Source organism: Vibrio coralliilyticus ATCC BAA-450, assembly GCF_000176135.1.
Lineage (GTDB): Bacteria > Pseudomonadota > Gammaproteobacteria > Enterobacterales > Vibrionaceae > Vibrio > Vibrio coralliilyticus.
The window spans coordinates 13,956-30,084 of record NZ_ACZN01000017.1; the positions used below are offsets into that span (position 1 = coordinate 13,956).

Consider the following 16,129-nt stretch of genomic DNA (forward strand, 5'->3'; position numbering starts at 1 on the left):
AGTCATTTCATGCACTATTACTTACCGATAGCACCACGTAATGCTGATGGAACAGTATTTGGAGTTATCACTATGAAAAAAACCTTAACTTTGCTTTGTGCGGTTATGGCCTCGACTTCGGTCTTTGCAGCAAGCGATGTCACTGTTTACGGTGACGATTCATACCCTCCTTATTCCTACGTTGAAAGCGGTAGAGTAACGGGGATTTACACCGTTATCTTGGAACGTATTTTTTCTAAAATGCCAGACTACAGTGTGACCATCAAAGGAGTACCTTGGAAACGAGGCTTGTCCGAAGTAGAAGGCGGTAAAATTTTTGCCCTTTATCCACCGTATAAACGCCCTGATCAACGTCCTTACATGGAATACGACATGCCAATACTCGATGAAAAACTGGTTGTGGTTTGTCAGAAGTCAGTATTAAGTAGCCCAAAACCTAATTGGCCTGGAGACTACATGGGCTTAACGATAGGTAACAATGCTGGGTTTTCTGCAGGTGGCGATGAGTTCAGAGCGGCAGTCAAAGCCGGAAAGATCAAACTGAATGAAACGAAAGGCACACCTAAAAATCTGCTCAAATTGATCGCTGGGCGTGTTGACTGCTATATGAATGATGCACTTTCCATTCAATGGGAGCTTAAAAAGCTTCAAAATGAAGGCAAGTACGATGGTCAAAGCGTTGTAGAGGGTGCCACCATCAGTTCAGAGCAGGGTTTCTTAGGCTTTGCGACCAATGGCGGGAAATTCCCATTTAAAGATGATTTCAAAGCGCAATATCATAAAATTTTGTCTGAAATGAAAGAAAGCGGAGAAGTTGATCAGATAGTGAACGACTTTATTAAATAAGCGACTATTGACATAATAATAAAACGGAAGCAACAAGCTTCCGTTTTTCTTTTCCGATAAAATCTATTGTATGTATTTTGACCGCTTGAGAAACAAATAATCATTTAGGTATATTCAGAAAGAGAGATAATGCATTGATTTGTTAAATGCGTGTCACCTTGTAATATTCAGTAAATCTCATTTCGCTAACAAAAATGACATAAGCTGTGATTGTTGTATAAGTAAAGTTCAATAAATATCAATGATATATGCAACGAGGAGAGGTGAAAGCGCACAGTGATATTTTCTTCTCAAAACGAGTGATTTATTTCTATAATCTATCCCATTTTTAAGACACGCTGTTTATAATACTCATCAACTATTTATAATTGATGAATAAAAGCGCTGGGCAAAAGCGTTATTTATTGTGTGTAAAATATGAGCGCTAAGCATTTGTTGGTAACGACAGTGGTTCTGTCTATTTGCAGTAGTATTTTATGGTGGTGTGTTTATCAGCTCGCTAGCCAAGCGTAGTACAGCTTTCGACAAATAAGGATCCCGAATGGAACACTGGCGATTTTCGGTGTTACAAATGAAAAAGCCACCTAATCAGGTGGCTTTGATGTTTATGCGTAGCGGGCGACGAGTAATTCCCAGCTCCGTCGTTGCGCTTTGAAGTCTTGCTTCATCTGCTGGTAACGGACTTTTAGAACGGAATGCTCATACTTCTTTGCTAAATCACTTTTCTTGCTCTCAAGGACTTCTTTCTTCAGTGCGTAATAGTCTGACATCTTACTCATCAGCACATCGAACTCCTTGTTTAACGTTTCATTAAGCAATGATGCATTTGGAAGCTTACTGACATTCTGAGAGGCTTTCGCTAAGGCTTGCTTTGCCATCGCTTTTTCAATCTTCATCTTTGGAGTCACACGTAGCTTTTTCGTTAGCCCAAGCCACGAACAAGATTTGATCAACCACTTAGTTGGATCGTATTGCCACCAGTGAATACCGTTACGGTAATCGTTCTCAAAGATATGATGGTAGTTGTGGTAACCCTCACCAAAAGTGAATACTGCTAGGACGGCATTGTCACGCGCTGTATTTTTATCAGTGTAAGGTTGAGAACCCCAGATATGGGCAAGCGAGTTGATAAAAAATGTCGAATGGTGACTCAATACTAAACGAACCACACACACCATAAGTAGCATTCCCCAGATGTCTTGGTAAATCACACCAAGCAGTAGTGGTACGCCAATGTTCATCAAAATGGCTAGTAGCAAGTAGTGCTTATGTTGCCACATAACAATTTTGTCTTTCTGCAGATCGCGGCAGTTGCCGTAATCTGAATAAGTCGCAGGGTTGTAGTGTCTTAGCATCCAACCAATGTGGGAGAACCAGAAACCACGCTTCGCAGAATAAGGGTCCTTATCATTGTTATCGACATGCTTGTGATGAACACGGTGATCAGAGCTCCAGTGCAACGCACTATTTTGCAGAGCGAATGCACCGCCAAGAGCAAAAAGTAATCTTAAAGACCAATGAGCATCGTATGTTTTGTGGGACCACAGGCGGTGATAGCCCGCTGTGATTGAAAGGTTACAAAAAGAAAAGGTGATCAGCAGCCAAAGCCAATGCTCTGCCTCGTATCCGAATTCAAAGCCATACCAAGGAGCAACGACAACAGCCACGATAAAACTAGAGAGAAAAAGCGTAACATTTAGCCATATTAGCGGTGGCTTTTCCTTTACAGACATTTCAATTATCCATTCAGCTAACAGTTGTGCGCCAGAATATCAGCGTACATGTGTAAGTCAAATGAAAGTTAAGTGTCGTGTGAGCTCAATGAAGGATTAATTTGTTAGAACTTATAAACCGAATGCTCAATAAGAATCATTGCGAGGAAATCGAAGTAGCCGTGGCAAATAATGTTGGATTTTCTCTAGTATGATTGGCTTTTAGTTAAATGTTTTATAGTATGAAGAGATAAACAATCCTTACAGGAAGTAATAAGGAACTATAAATGGAATTAAAAGTAGCTGAATATAGCGACTACGAACGTATAGCCTCTCTACACACTCAAAGCTGGAAGAAATTCTATCAAGGCTTACTTGCCGCTGACTATCTTAAGCACGATGTTCAGGATGAACGACTAGCCATTTGGCAAACACGATTGATCAACCCTCCTTTTAATCAGCACGTTCTTTTGCTTGAAGAAGGTGGTCTGTTGTGTGGCTTTATCTGCGCTTTTGGCAATCACGACTTCGAAAAGGGCACCATCATCGATGCTTTACACATTGACGAGGCCTATCGTGGTAGAGGGTTGGGCGTCAAGCTAATTGCTGAAATGGCAAAGTGGATTGCACAGCATTTCCCCGACAATGGCGTATATTTGGAAGTAATTAAAGATAACCAGCAAGCGGTGAAGTTCTATGATCACATCGGTGGTCAACTTTTGCAGGAGCGAATGTGGAAAGCACCTTGCGGCAGTCAGGTTCCTGAATTGGTTTACGCTTGGAAATCTGGCGCTGATCTGCTCAAACGTATTAGCATTCACACTCAGACAGAAGTCGTAACAGATTGATACACTTAAGTCCGTTCTTCTGATAATTCTCGGACAATACCCACAAGATCGTTAGGTAGTTTGGCGTCAGCCTCTTTCTCAATTTACCTAACGGTCTATTTAATGAAAAAAACGTTATTATTCACCGCGTTATCTGGCGCGTTATTTCTTTCAGGATGTGGAGAGCAAAGTCAGGGACAGAAGAACATACCAGCGTCACTCGTTGTCGCTGAACAAGCCATCGTTATTCCTCATCAACAGAGTAAGTCTTACATTGGACGCGTTGAAGCTGTTGAAGACACGAACATCACCGCTCAGGTCACCGGTTATCTAAAATCGCGACATTTCGAAGAAGGACAGATGGTCGAGAAAGGCCAACTTCTATTCACTATCGAGCCTTCGTCTTTTGAAGCTCAAGTTGCCAGCGCTAAAGCGACATTAGCACAAGCGAAAGCCGAGCTGAAAAAAGCAGAGCTCGATTTCGAACGTGGCAAAAACTTGCTTCCTAAAGGTAGCATTTCTCAATCTGAATTCGACAATCTCAATGCTGCATTACTCGGAGCTCAAGCACAAGTTGAAGCAGGTAATGCTCAACTTAACCTAGCTGAAGTCAACTTATCTTACACCCAAATTCGCGCGCCTTTTGCAGGACGAATCAGTGAAAGCAAGCTGAGCACAGGTGATCTTGTCTCTCCTCAGTCAGGCGTTCTCACCACGTTGGTTAGCTTAGATCCTGTACATACCAGTTTCAGTGTCAGTGAGCGAGAGCGATTAGAAATGGGCATCGACAGAATTAAGGGAGATGGTTCAGCCGGTTCCGTAGAAGTTCAGGTTGTATTAGAAAACGGTCAGCCCTTTGAACATCTGGGGCGTCTCGACTTTCTTGGTAATCGCATAGATTTGAATACAGGCACCATAGCCATGCGTGCAGAAGTACCCAACCCAGAGTACCGACTGCTTCCAGGTCAGCATATTCGCGTTGAACTGAGGGAGAAGCAGTCTACTGACGTTGTCGTTATTCCTCGTCGCGCAGTTCAGACCGATCTGGAAGGTAACTTTGTCATGATCGTTGCCGAAGGCAATATCGCAGAGCGCCGTAATGTCGAATTAGGGCGTCAGATTGAAGAAGGCATCATTGTAACTAGTGGTGTGAACTCTGACGAGCAGGTCATCACGCAGGGACTGCAACGAGTGAGAAATGGTGTTCCAGTACGTTTCAACGAAAAAACAGACGTTGAGTAAAGGAGCTTAAATGTTAAGTCGTTTCTTTATCCAGCGCCCTAAGTTTGCGCTGGTCATCTCCATTATATTAACGCTTGCAGGGGCAATTTCACTTGCCGTTTTACCTGTGGCAGAGTATCCAAGAATCAGTCCTCCTTCTGTCAGTGTTTCCGCTTTTTATACTGGTGCGAGTGCAGAAGCGGTCGAACAGGCCATTGCTGACCCCATAGAAACGTCCGTCAACGGTGTCGAAGATATGATCTATATGTCGTCGAAAAGCGCCAATGATGGATCTTACAACCTAAATGTAACGTTTGACGTTGGTACCGATCCTGATATGGCTCAGGTCAACGTACAAAACCGAGTGGCTCAGATTGAGTCTAAACTTCCACAAGAAGTTCGTATGGTAGGCGTCACGGTCAAAAAACGTTCTCCGGACCTACTGATGGTTCTGAACTTCTATTCACCAAACGGGAAGTATAACGACCAGTTCCTCATTAACTACGTAAACCTGAATCTGAAAGACCAGCTGGCTCGTGTTAAGGGCATCAGTGAAGTAAACGTGCTGGGTGGCGGTGAGTTCGCGATGCGCGTCTGGCTTGATCCTGAAAAGATGGCGAACCTAAACCTGACAACCAGCGATGTTCATTCTGCCCTTGCGGAGCAGAACGTTCAGGTAGCGGCGGGGCGTGTGGGCTCAGCTCCATACAGCAGTGCGCAGGAAGTTCAGTTTAACCTTGTCACTAAAGGCAGGCTAGAAAGTGTCGATGAATTTGAAAACGTTGTACTTCGTGCTAACAGCGATGGCTCGACCATTTACCTCAAAGATGTTGCCCGCGTTGAACTAGGTAAGAAGTTTTACGACGGAACGGGTAAATTCCGAAGCCAAGATGCCTCTATCGTGACATTGTCACTTCAATCTGGCGCTAATGCGTTGGAAAGTGGTAAAGAAGTGATGGAACTGCTTGAAGATCTCAGTGTGAATTTCCCTGAAGGCCTGGCTTATGAAACTAGCTATGACACAACGGTCTTTGTTGCTGAATCCATTAAGGGCGTTGTTAAAACACTGGTAGAAGCGATATTGCTGGTTATTGCGGTCACCTATCTTTTCCTTGGTAGTGCCCGTGCGACGCTGATTCCTGTTATAGCTATCCCGGTATCTTTGATTGGTACATTTGCTTTCATGCAGCTGACCGGTTTTACGATAAATACAGTGACGCTGTTTGGTTTGATACTGGCAATTGGTATCGTGGTGGATGACGCTATTCTTGTCATCGAGAACGTCGATACGACAATGGCCAAAGATCCTTCGATAAGTCCGCGCAAAGCAACTCTGATTGCAATGAAAGAAGTGACGGGGCCTATCATTACCTCGACTCTGGTGCTACTTGCAGTGTTCTTGCCTGTTGCGATGTTGCCTGGGATCACTGGCATCATGTATCGCCAGTTTGCATTGACGATCTGTATTTCTGTGGTCATCTCGTCTATCAACGCCTTAACGCTTTCACCAGCACTTTGTTCGTTAGTGCTGAAGCAAGGAGGTGGAAACACCGCACGTTGGTTCAAGGCGTTTAACGGAGGGCTTGAGCGCGTCACGAATCGCTATGGCCAAGTGGCGGGATATTTGGTTAAGAAATCCCTGTTGCTAGTCGTATTCTTCGTTGTCGCTGTGGCGGCGGTGAGTTTTTTCGCAAAAACAACTTCTACAGCTTTTGTACCTCAAGAAGATAAAGGCATCTTGCTGGTTAACGTCCAATTACCTGACTCTGCGTCTTTATCACGTACAGAAGCAACGACTGCCCAACTGGCTAAGATGATTGAGCAAGAGCCGGGTATTGATGGCATCACAGTAGCAAATGGCTATTCGCTTCTAACCGGCGCGGCTTCGTCGAATGGTGCGACTCTATTTATCAAACTCCATGACTGGGAAACCCGAAACGGATTTGAAGGAGAACACTCAGCATCGGCGATTGCCAACCGAATCAACGGTCGGTCGATGATGCAACTGCCCCAAGCTGTCGTATTCGCGATGGGCCCTCCAGCTGTTCCAGGTATGGGCGCCGCATCGGGTTTCGAGTTTGTACTGGAAGATACATTGGGCCGAAGCCGTAGCGATTTAGCTGTAGTGATGAATCAAGTCATCGAAGAAGCGAACAAGCAACCGGAAATTGCCCGTAGCTTTAGTACGTTCCGAGCGAACGTGCCTCACTACTATGTCGATATTGATCGTGAGAAAGCGCAGCAGTTAGGCATACCACTATCTAGCATCTTCCAAACGCTACAGGGTAACTTGGGCTCCTTGTACGTCAACGACTTTACCATGTTTGGTAAGAACTTCCGTGTAACAATGCAGGCTGATGCTGAACATCGCACCGGAATGGAAGATCTTGAACGTTTCCATGTGCGTTCGTCGGCAGGAGAGATGATTCCCCTCAGTACTTTGGTTAGTTACGAACAGATCTTCGAACCTGACGTAGCTTGGCGATACAATATGTACCGCAGTGCAATTATTCAGGGGCAGCCTGCACCTGGCTATTCAAGTGGTGATGCGCTCGAAGCAATGGAGCGTGTAGCTGCAGAAATATTGCCGCAAGGTTATCAGTATGAATGGACTGGTATGGCATATCAGGAAGTGCTTGCAGGCAACCAAGCGATTTTCGCTTTCGCCTTGGCATTAATATTTATCTACCTGTTCATGGTAGCGCAGTATGAAAGTTGGAGTATTCCACTAGCGATCATTCTTGTAGTTCCGATAGCAACATTGGGCTCATTTTTAGCCTTGAACCTAACAGGAACGCCACTCAACTTGTACGCGCAGATTGGTTTAGTGCTCTTGATAGCTCTCGCAGCCAAGAACGCGATCCTCATTGTTGAGTTTGCGAAAGTTGAGCGTGAGGATAAAGATGCCGCTATTAATGATGCCGCTGTAAAAGGGGGTAAGCTGCGCTTCCGTGCCGTAAATATGACTTCTTGGTCGTTTATTTTGGGTATCTTCCCATTGATATTTGCAGCAGGAGCTGGGCACGTAAGCCAGAACTCATTGGGTATTTCACTGATTGGCGGTTTACTGTGTGTGCTACTTGCAGGAACATTCCTGATTCCTGGCTTCTACGCACTGGTGCAGCGTCAACGTGAGAAAATTCATGGCGGTAGCACTAAACTGATTCCGTTAGATGACGACTAATCGAACTTAATGCGATAATCCCCTCAGCTCTTTAAGCGAGGGGATTTTTTCTAGGACGATATGAAAAGTCAGAAAATTGGTTACATGGCATTGGTGGTGGATGAGTATGATGAAGCCATCGAGTTTTATACTAAAAGGCTTGGTTTTGAGTTAGTTGAAGACACAAATCTAGGCGTAGGTAAGCGGTGGGTCTTGGTTTCTCCACCTGGTTCCGACGGTAGCTGTTTGCTGTTGGCTAAAGCAAGCAATGAAAAGCAACTTTCTAGGGTTGGGAATCAAACGGGTGGGCGAGTCTTCCTATTTCTTCATACCGATGACTTCTGGCGCGACTACAAGGATATGCAGAAAAATGGCATAGAGTTTTGCGAGGAGCCACGAGTAGAAGAATACGGCACTGTCGTTGTGTTTAAAGACCTATATGGAAACAAATGGGATCTTCTTCAATTGAAGAAGTAGGGAGAGGTAATGCGAATTCTATTTGACGTTTTTGGAACCAAGATGTCCGTTGAACGTCGTAATGATGAGTGGATTCTGTATCGAGAATCTGAAACAGGAATGCGAGTAAAAATTTACGACGTTTATATTCCTTCAGAGCTAGCTGAGAATGAGCTGCTCACGTTTCTTGACGACATGTACCATGAACATGCAACCGCTACCCAGACCAAAGTGCTTCGGCTCAAGTAAAAAGCTCTGTTTAACAGAGCTTTTTATGGGTAGTTTATTTAGCCAGATATTTGTCCATTTCCTCAGTCGGCACCATTCCGCCTCCCGTTGCCCAGACCAGATGAGTCGAGTTTTCAAGCTGTTTGTCGGAAAGGTCAAGCCGAGTTAAATATTCTTTATCTTCTGAGACGATAACCGGCCCTTTCATCCCAGCCAATGCAGAGGGCTCAAGCTTAATGTCTTCTGTCTGGTTCAGCCTTCTAAGGTGGGAAAACAAGGTTTCATCTGAAACCGTGTAATAGCCGTCGATCATGCGCTCCATCGCTCTACCTACAAAGCCAGATGCTCTACCAACTGCCAAACCGTCCGCTGCCGTGAAATTATCCAGCCCAATTTCCTGAACTGAAATTTCATCATGTAAGCCGGTATGGACACCTAACATCATGCAAGGTGAGTGTGTGGGCTCGGCAAAAAGACAATGTACGTGATCCCCAAATGCTAGTTTCAGTCCAAAAGCAACACCTCCCGGACCGCCTCCTACGCCACAAGGTAGGTAAACAAACAGGGGGTGGTCTTCATCAACCTGGATGTTCATTTCTTCAAACTGCGCTTTGACCCTCTCGCCAGCAACCGAATATCCGAGAAAAAGTGTTTTTGAGTTTTCATCATCAATAAAAAAGCAGTTCGGGTCTTGTTCTGCTTCAAGGCGCCCCTGCTCAACGGCAACACCATAATCACTATCATATTCTTGAACGATGACACCATGCTCCCGGAGTTTGGCTTTTTTCCACTCCCTAGCATCGGATGACATATGTACAGTGACGTTAAACCCAAGTTTTGCGCTCATAATACCAATGGATAATCCAAGATTACCCGTTGACCCAACTGCGATGCTAAATTGGGAGAAGAACGTTCTTAGCTCAGGAGTATTGAGCTTTTGATAGTTGTCGGCTTTGTTTAACAGCCCATGTTCAAACGCAATTTTTTCCGCGTGGGTCAGAACTTCATAAATCCCACCACGCGCTTTAATAGAACCGGAAATAGGTAGTTGACTGTCCATCTTAAGTAGCAACTGGCCCGCAATTTTGGTGTCGTATTCGGCCTCTAAAGCTGATTTCATCGAAGAAATCTCACAAATTGGTGATTCAATGATGCCTTTGCTGGCTTTGGTCTGAGGGAATACGTGTGCCACAAATGGTGCAAAACGGTTTAAGCGTGAGGACGCATCATCGACATCTGATTTATCCAATCCTACGTACGGAAGGGCAATTTCAGTCGTTGTAACGGAAGGATTGAACCAACTCGTTTCTTTTAGCTTAGTGAGCGTATCAATTAGTGGGTACTGCTCTATAAGATGGCGCATAATCTGTTATTGGCTTAAGAGTGATGGTTTGATTAAACCTTTGTTCAACAAGACTAGCAAATGATCAATAATCACTTATGGTTGAATTTATTTCACTCAAAATAAGAAAGAGTTATCGGTTTAGTTAGTTTAAGATAAAATTATTCACTTTAAGCAAAGCCAACATTAACAGAATGAAGATTGATACAAGCACGCGCATCAATACCCAATTGAACGGAATTCAGCTTTCTAAGCTTTATACATTCGAAGTCGCCGCACGTTTGGGCTCTTTCGCTTTGGCTGCGCATGAGCTTTGTTTAACACCTAGTGCAGTCTCTCATCAGATAAGCAAATTGGAGAATGAGCTAAAGCTTCAGTTGTTTGAACGTCAGCATCGTAAGGTCACGCTGACTGCTGATGGTGAGCAATTATTTACGTCTGTGACGTTAGCCTTGTCTCAATTGAATAGCAGTATTGAACAGGTAAAAAGTGGTCATATTTCGGGTGGTTTGACTATTTATGCTAGACCTTCCTTTGCACATGACTGGTTGGCTCCAAGGTTGCACGATTTCTGCGAACAGTACCCGTCAATCGACATCAAACTAATCACGGGAAACGACACGCTTGATTTAAATCGGCATGGTATTGATCTCGCTATCTACTATAGCAATGTGACCCCAGACGCCAGTTGGAGCTTAAAGCTAAATGAAGAGCATGTGATCCCAGTTTGCTCGCCACATTATGCTAATCAATACGCTCTAAACGATGAGACTCGTGATCTCTCACATTGCACGCTATTGCATGACAATCAGGCATGGCACATTCACTCTCAGCTCGATGAATGGAAATATTGGCATGAACATTACGCTGAGTTTGATATACAAAATTGTCGGTCAGTCGGATTTGATCAGTCGACTCTTGCAGTAAGTGCAGCAAAACATGGGGCAGGGATTGCGATGGGGAGATGGAGTTTGGTGAAGGAAGACATAGAGCGAGGAGACCTTGTGATGCCTTTTCCTAACCGATTGATTAAATCAGGTTATTATTATTACCTTATTGGAGTGCAAAGAACGATATCTGCCAAGCAGAAGTGTTTTGCGGATTGGATCTCCCGCCAGCTACAAATATGCAAATAAAAAAGCGCTTTGTTTAAAAGCGCTTTTTACCTGTTGTCTAATTCTACTTTGATGTTTGGAATTCTGCTACGGCTTGGTCCATCTCACTCGCTTGCAAAGAAACTTTGTCGACTTCATTCAGGCAGTTTTGAGCAGAGTGCATGTTCCCTTCGGAGATGCTATTAAGCTCTGTAATCGACTCACTTACTTGGTTCATAACGATGCCTTGCTCTTCAATCGCAGAAGCTATTCTTTCCGAGTTAGCTTGAATATTGGTCATGTCAGTAATGATCTGACCTAAGCTTTCATCCAATGTTTCTGAAGCTCCTAGTGTTTGTTGTCCTTGCTCGTTACATTGATCTATATTGGTCACAACTGTTGCCATTTGGGTCTGGATAGCGGTGACGACTTTTGTAATTTCTTCAGTAGATTGATGTGTTCTACTTGCAAGCGCGCGAACCTCGTCGGCAACAACCGCAAAGCCTCGTCCTTGTTCACCAGCACGCGCCGCCTCGATAGCAGCATTAAGCGCTAATAAGTTGGTTTGCTCTGCAATACCTTGGATGATATTAACCGCATCACCAATTTTATCTACATGATCGTTTAAGGAGCTGATTGAACCTTGGCTATCAGACAGAATCGACGATAACTGGCCGATGTTTTTAACCGTTTCTTCTACAACTTCTCGGCCATGTTGAGCGTTGACAGAAGCCTGTTGAACGCCTTCGACCGCCACTGCAGTGCTTTCTGAAATTTCATTAATGGTCGATACCATTTCTTGTACAGAAGTCGCCATTGTCGATGTGTGATCAGCTTGTACGTGGAACTGCTCAATAACACTCTGTAACTCGTTGTGCATACTTTGAGTACTTTGTGAAAGTTCAGAAGACTTGGATTGCGTACCAGAAATAAGTGCTTCTAGTTTGTCCAGTAATCGGTTGAAGTAATTACCAATGGATACGAGTTCATTTTTTCCTGAAAGTTGAGAGCGAAGGGCAACATTATTTGAGCGAGCGATTTCCTGAATTATGGAAAGTAGGGCTGCGACTTGTAGGTTAATCGAACGAGAAATTTGGAAGATAAAGCCGAGAATAAACACCACGACAGCAATACTGACGCCTTGTTTGATTAACGTTAGCTCTTTTCTGGTAATTTCACTTTGTTCATCGAGTGCTGCTGCGAATGTTTTAAACTGTGTTTCTACTGCATGGGACAACCCGCGAGCATCTCCGAGTAAACCTTCGTTATATTTGAGACCGATAGTTTTCTTCTGAGCAACAACTTGATTAGCTGCAGCGATTAACTGGCTCGCATTGCCCGGTAATAATTGGGCTTGGACTTCACCCTTAGCAACGTTTTTGTCGAATTCGAACAGGTTAACTAATTGTTCGCTGGATAGTGAAGGTTTGAGTTCTTTCAATTCTGTGTTGTATTTTCCAAGGAGCTTCTCTTCTGGTTTTAGTCCAAGTGCATCAAAAGCATTAACGAGGTTGGTAAACCCACTTTGATACTTCAAGATATCTTGCCTGACCTGGGAGCTTGAAGGCAGATCATTATCATCCAAAACAGGAGCTAGTTCAGACTCGAGATCAAGAAAGATATCCATATTCTTGTTGAACTTATCAAGGTACTTCATGTCCTTCCTAAGAAGGAAATCCTTTTCATTTCTCCTTAGATTAAGAAGGCGAATTTCCAGCTTCGCTACAAGTAGATTAGCGTTATTAAGTTGATTGGTGGTTTGGGCGAAATGAGAGGTTGTTAAGAGTAATGATACAACCCCTAAAATGGCGACTGCACCTAATGAATACAGTTTATTCTTGATATTCATGAGACTACCTGAGTTAATTGAGCGGTTAGTTTTATTTACTTCTTTTTGAAGAGTAGTTGCTATTTATAGATATATCAATTGATCTGGTCTGGCCAGAAAAATATGGATACTAACAATGTTAAAGGTGGGAAATATCAGAATGTTGAAACAATTGGAGCGATATCAAGGTTTAATCTTTGATATGGACGGAACCTTAATAGATACCATGCCGTCACACCTAAAAGCATGGGAGATAACGGCCACTGAATTTGGATTTCCTTTTACACAAGAATGGCTTCATAGCTTAGGTGGTATGCCAAGCTATAAAATAGCGGCGGAAGTCAATAAGAAGCATGGTTTAGCACTGGACCCTATGGCTGTTTCTGCTTTCAAGATGAAGGCGTTCAGTGAGCTGGAGAATTTTGGATTACCTATTGAGTCTACTAACGAAGTTCTCGAGCATTTTTATGGTAAAAAGAAAATCGCGGTAGGAACGGGGAGCCAACGCGAAAGCGCAATGCGGTTACTGTCAGAAAGCCAAATCCTCGATAAGCTGGATACTGTCGTGACGGCGACAGATGTTAAACACCACAAACCGAATCCAGATACGTTTTTGATTGCAGCTCAAGAGCTTAACTTATTGCCAAGTGAATGCGTGGTTTTTGAAGATACAGAGCTAGGTAAACAAGCCGCACACGCAGCGAAAATGGACTGCGTCATGGTAGAAAGCAGTGGGTTGGTTTTCTATCCGTGCCCACAAGAATAAGGAAAGAGCCGCATAAATGCGGCTCTTTTTCGTTTGTTATCTGTCCCAATACGTTTCTTCGAGGCTGTCTTCACGTTCAGGCAGTGCACGTGTTAAACGAGGTGAATGCTGGGTCAACACTTCGTAGCTTACGCGGTTCGCGTACTTACAGATCTGAGACAAAGAAGAATATGTCAGATAAGGCTGATCATGCTTCGATGAGTTTGGCACGTTTACTTGGTGGTGGCTATTAGCCGCCATATCATGTAAAAGTGCCGACAGTGCCGCGTCTCCAGCGCCGTTGGTATTCTTGATTTCTAGTGGTCCACCTAGGTATGGGCCAATATGAGAATATACTTTTACAGGTTTCGCACAGTCGCTTTTACGCATCGCTCGGCTAAATTCGTACTTATTGAACTCTGGAATGTTACCTGGTAGTAGAGGGAGCTCAGTGGTACGCTTGACGGAATCTTCTGTATAGCCCGCCATATATAAACCTACTGGGCCAGACGTACACAATACAAGATCAACCCATTCCAGTGCTTTATCTGCTGCAAGGAGAGGATCTTTTTCACCGGTGAGGGCTTCACCTTCTTCTTCGTTCATTGCAACGATAGAAATGTTTTCTTTAATGTAGTTTTGCCACCATTCCGCATTGCCTTCAATGACCCACTTTGTACCAAGAGTCAGTACAACAGGTACGTTTTTAGATTTAGCAATTTCGATCGCTCGCGCAACGGCTTGCGGCATTGGATCTTCTGGGTTACCACGCATCAGGTATGAAGACACAACTAAAGCGGATGCTTTATCAAATACGTCTTCAGGAATACTATCCGGACGCAGTTTGTTCATGTGACCTTCATTAATAGCAAACGTGCGCTCGCCATTTTCTGATATTAGTGTGTAACAGCGACCGATAGAGCCTTCTACCATTTGGAGATGGTTTAGGTTCATACGAGAAGAAGTACGGCATAGATAGCGGTATGCAAAAGAGCCTACTTCAATATTCTTAGACATTACGCCCAGCAACACAGATTTGCTGTCAGCTAATACTGAGTAGTTGTGAAGTGTGTTACCAATCGTATCACCAGGGTATTGGTGAGTAATGAGTTCACGCTTTACCAGCTCTTCATACAATGCGTCCGCTTTGCTCTCTTCTAAGACCAGAGAATGTCCCTTACTCAAGTCGTACTTAGCTAGGAAGTCATCGTCTACGCGAGCTTCGATATCAACAATTGTTTGGCCAACGCCGACAATGATAGGTCGGTAAAGCTTTGGAGTTTGCTTCATTTGGTTGACAAGTGGATCACGAGCGTGAGTAGGGAAGTAGTGCTTAGATTTGCGCTGTCCAGGAAACTTCATTTTTAGAATGGGGTTGGAAATTTTCGCGCATCATATCACATCAATGTAAGATTGCTTTCATTTTTATTACATAAAAAAGAGCCAAACTGGTACGTTTGGCTCTTTTTTCAACTACTTTTCAGCGGTATGGATGCCATAGGCTTTAGTACCCCATAGTGGCACCGTCGAAAGGCTGTGTTTGAAGCTACCCGATGTCTCTTTAGTAGAATAAGACAGGTACATCAGAGTTTGGTTTTCCGAGTCGAAAATCCGACGAACTTTCATACTTTTAAAGAAAATACTTTTAGACTTTTTAAATACAACTTCGCCATTTTTTGACTTATCAATTGCCGCGATCATTTCCGGTGTGATTTCACCCGTTTGACGACAAGAAATAGAGCTATCACTTGGGTCTGCCAAGCTGAAGTCAGCCTCAATGGAAGCGATATGGCATGTAACCCCCGTAACAACGGGATCTTTGAGGTGATTGAGCTTGATGTCTTTCATGGTGAATAAACCCAGGCTGACATCGCCAACTTCGTTATTGTCACAGGCGGTTAAGCCGAGAGCTAAAAGAGATATGGTCGCAACTTTCCTTAACATGGTGTTATTTGTCCCAATGATGAAATTCCGTTAGTCAATTGAGCTAGTTTGACACAGAAATCGCCAGATATCCTTAAAATACTTGAGACATCAGATCGTTATCGCTAAGCTTCACGGTAATCCCGTTAGAAAGCAGCGTTTACTGATATGAGCAATAGTGCGATTTCGATTGTTGAAACTAAAAACCAATGGCTAAGCCAGCATATTGATGTTGAGTTTCCAACTAAAGAAAGCTTAGCGGGTCGACAGCTATATTTAGCGAAAAGCCAAGATAGTCAGTTTGAAAGATTGGTAGGCCTTCCTGAGCCAAGTACAATATTTTCAGAGCAAGACATCTTTAAAGTCGATTTTCATCGCCTCACCGTCATGTTCTCTCTGCTTCAGTCTAAAAGGTGGGAAGAACAGAATGAGCAAGAGTTAATCGTTGAGTTTTTAAGTCAGATAATTTTCTCTGAACCTTGTGATCTTTATGTCGGTTTTCAAAATGGAGAACCGTCCGCCGCTGCAATCATTACTAAAAATGGCAAAGAGCTCTTAGTTTCTGACGTTGTCAACTTATCTGGTAACAACGATGAGTTTGTAGCTTCCTTGTTAACGCATTCAACGTTAGAAGCAACAAATTGCGAAGCGATATATATTGAGTCTTAACTTCACTTTCCTGTAGCCTCTAGTGTTTTCTAAAAATCTATAATAGCTAACCAGTGTTGCGCCATCTCGCCTAGT

The 16,129-nt window shown here is 43.6% G+C and carries 14 protein-coding genes; 9 read left to right on the plus strand and 5 right to left on the minus strand.

Going from position 1 to position 16,129, the window contains the following annotated elements; genetic code table 11:
• The first annotated feature begins 72 nt into the window (after positions 1 to 72).
• On the plus strand, positions 73 to 846 hold the full coding sequence (locus tag VIC_RS15395; RefSeq protein ID WP_006960933.1) for a substrate-binding periplasmic protein: 774 nt from the start codon (positions 73 to 75) through the stop codon (positions 844 to 846).
• 605 nt (positions 847 to 1,451) lie between these two features.
• Here the strand turns inward: VIC_RS15395 and VIC_RS15400 are convergent.
• Positions 1,452 to 2,579, minus strand: a complete 1,128-nt coding sequence (locus tag VIC_RS15400; protein WP_006960935.1) for an acyl-CoA desaturase — start codon at positions 2,577 to 2,579, stop codon at positions 1,452 to 1,454.
• A 266-nt stretch (positions 2,580 to 2,845) separates the two neighbouring features.
• Between VIC_RS15400 and VIC_RS15405 the strand changes: the two genes are divergently transcribed.
• From VIC_RS15405 to VIC_RS15425, 5 genes are all read left to right on the plus strand, one after another.
• On the plus strand, positions 2,846 to 3,406 hold the full coding sequence (locus VIC_RS15405; protein ID WP_006960936.1) for a GNAT family N-acetyltransferase: 561 nt from the start codon (positions 2,846 to 2,848) through the stop codon (positions 3,404 to 3,406).
• Positions 3,407 to 3,508: 102 nt separating this feature from the next.
• On the plus strand, positions 3,509 to 4,627 hold the full coding sequence (locus VIC_RS15410; RefSeq protein ID WP_006960937.1) for an efflux RND transporter periplasmic adaptor subunit: 1,119 nt from the start codon (positions 3,509 to 3,511) through the stop codon (positions 4,625 to 4,627).
• Between the two features lie 10 nt (positions 4,628 to 4,637).
• Positions 4,638 to 7,790, plus strand: a complete 3,153-nt coding sequence (locus tag VIC_RS15415) for an efflux RND transporter permease subunit (protein WP_006960938.1) — start codon at positions 4,638 to 4,640, stop codon at positions 7,788 to 7,790.
• A 60-nt stretch (positions 7,791 to 7,850) separates the two neighbouring features.
• Positions 7,851 to 8,246 carry a VOC family protein gene (locus tag VIC_RS15420; RefSeq protein ID WP_006960939.1) on the plus strand — a complete coding sequence of 132 codons (396 nt, stop codon included), beginning with the start codon at positions 7,851 to 7,853 and terminating at the stop codon, positions 8,244 to 8,246.
• 9 nt (positions 8,247 to 8,255) lie between these two features.
• Positions 8,256 to 8,474 carry a DUF7661 family protein gene (locus tag VIC_RS15425; RefSeq protein ID WP_006960940.1) on the plus strand — a complete coding sequence of 73 codons (219 nt, stop codon included), beginning with the start codon at positions 8,256 to 8,258 and terminating at the stop codon, positions 8,472 to 8,474.
• A 34-nt stretch (positions 8,475 to 8,508) separates the two neighbouring features.
• Here VIC_RS15425 and VIC_RS15430 read toward each other — a convergent pair whose 3' ends face one another.
• Entirely contained in the window at positions 8,509 to 9,816 is a 1,308-nt protein-coding gene (locus tag VIC_RS15430) for a D-serine ammonia-lyase (protein WP_006960941.1), read from the minus strand.
• A gap of 173 nt (positions 9,817 to 9,989) precedes the next feature.
• On the opposite strand from VIC_RS15430, the gene dsdC reads away from it, so the two are divergent.
• The gene (dsdC, locus tag VIC_RS15435; protein ID WP_006960942.1) at positions 9,990 to 10,931 is read left to right on the plus strand and encodes a DNA-binding transcriptional regulator DsdC; all 942 of its coding nucleotides are present in this window, start codon (positions 9,990 to 9,992) and stop codon (positions 10,929 to 10,931) included.
• 43 nt (positions 10,932 to 10,974) lie between these two features.
• On the opposite strand, the gene VIC_RS15440 is transcribed toward dsdC, so the two are convergent.
• Positions 10,975 to 12,738 (minus strand): methyl-accepting chemotaxis protein, encoded by a 1,764-nt coding sequence (locus tag VIC_RS15440; protein ID WP_031342383.1) that lies wholly within the window; start codon positions 12,736 to 12,738, stop codon positions 10,975 to 10,977.
• A gap of 139 nt (positions 12,739 to 12,877) precedes the next feature.
• Between VIC_RS15440 and VIC_RS15445 the strand changes: the two genes are divergently transcribed.
• Positions 12,878 to 13,483: a beta-phosphoglucomutase family hydrolase gene (locus VIC_RS15445; protein ID WP_006960944.1), complete on the plus strand. Its 606-nt coding sequence runs from the start codon at positions 12,878 to 12,880 to the stop codon at positions 13,481 to 13,483.
• A 36-nt stretch (positions 13,484 to 13,519) separates the two neighbouring features.
• Here the strand turns inward: VIC_RS15445 and VIC_RS15450 are convergent, their stop codons facing one another.
• Both VIC_RS15450 and VIC_RS15455 read right to left on the minus strand, forming a co-directional pair.
• On the minus strand, positions 13,520 to 14,824 hold the full coding sequence (locus VIC_RS15450; protein WP_006960945.1) for an inosine/guanosine kinase: 1,305 nt from the start codon (positions 14,822 to 14,824) through the stop codon (positions 13,520 to 13,522).
• Positions 14,825 to 14,935: 111 nt separating this feature from the next.
• The gene (locus VIC_RS15455) at positions 14,936 to 15,406 is read right to left on the minus strand and encodes a CreA family protein (protein ID WP_039952093.1); all 471 of its coding nucleotides are present in this window, start codon (positions 15,404 to 15,406) and stop codon (positions 14,936 to 14,938) included.
• 147 nt (positions 15,407 to 15,553) lie between these two features.
• On the opposite strand from VIC_RS15455, the gene VIC_RS15460 reads away from it, so the two are divergent.
• Entirely contained in the window at positions 15,554 to 16,054 is a 501-nt protein-coding gene (locus VIC_RS15460) for a hypothetical protein (RefSeq protein ID WP_006960947.1), read from the plus strand.
• Positions 16,055 to 16,129 lie beyond the last annotated feature (75 nt).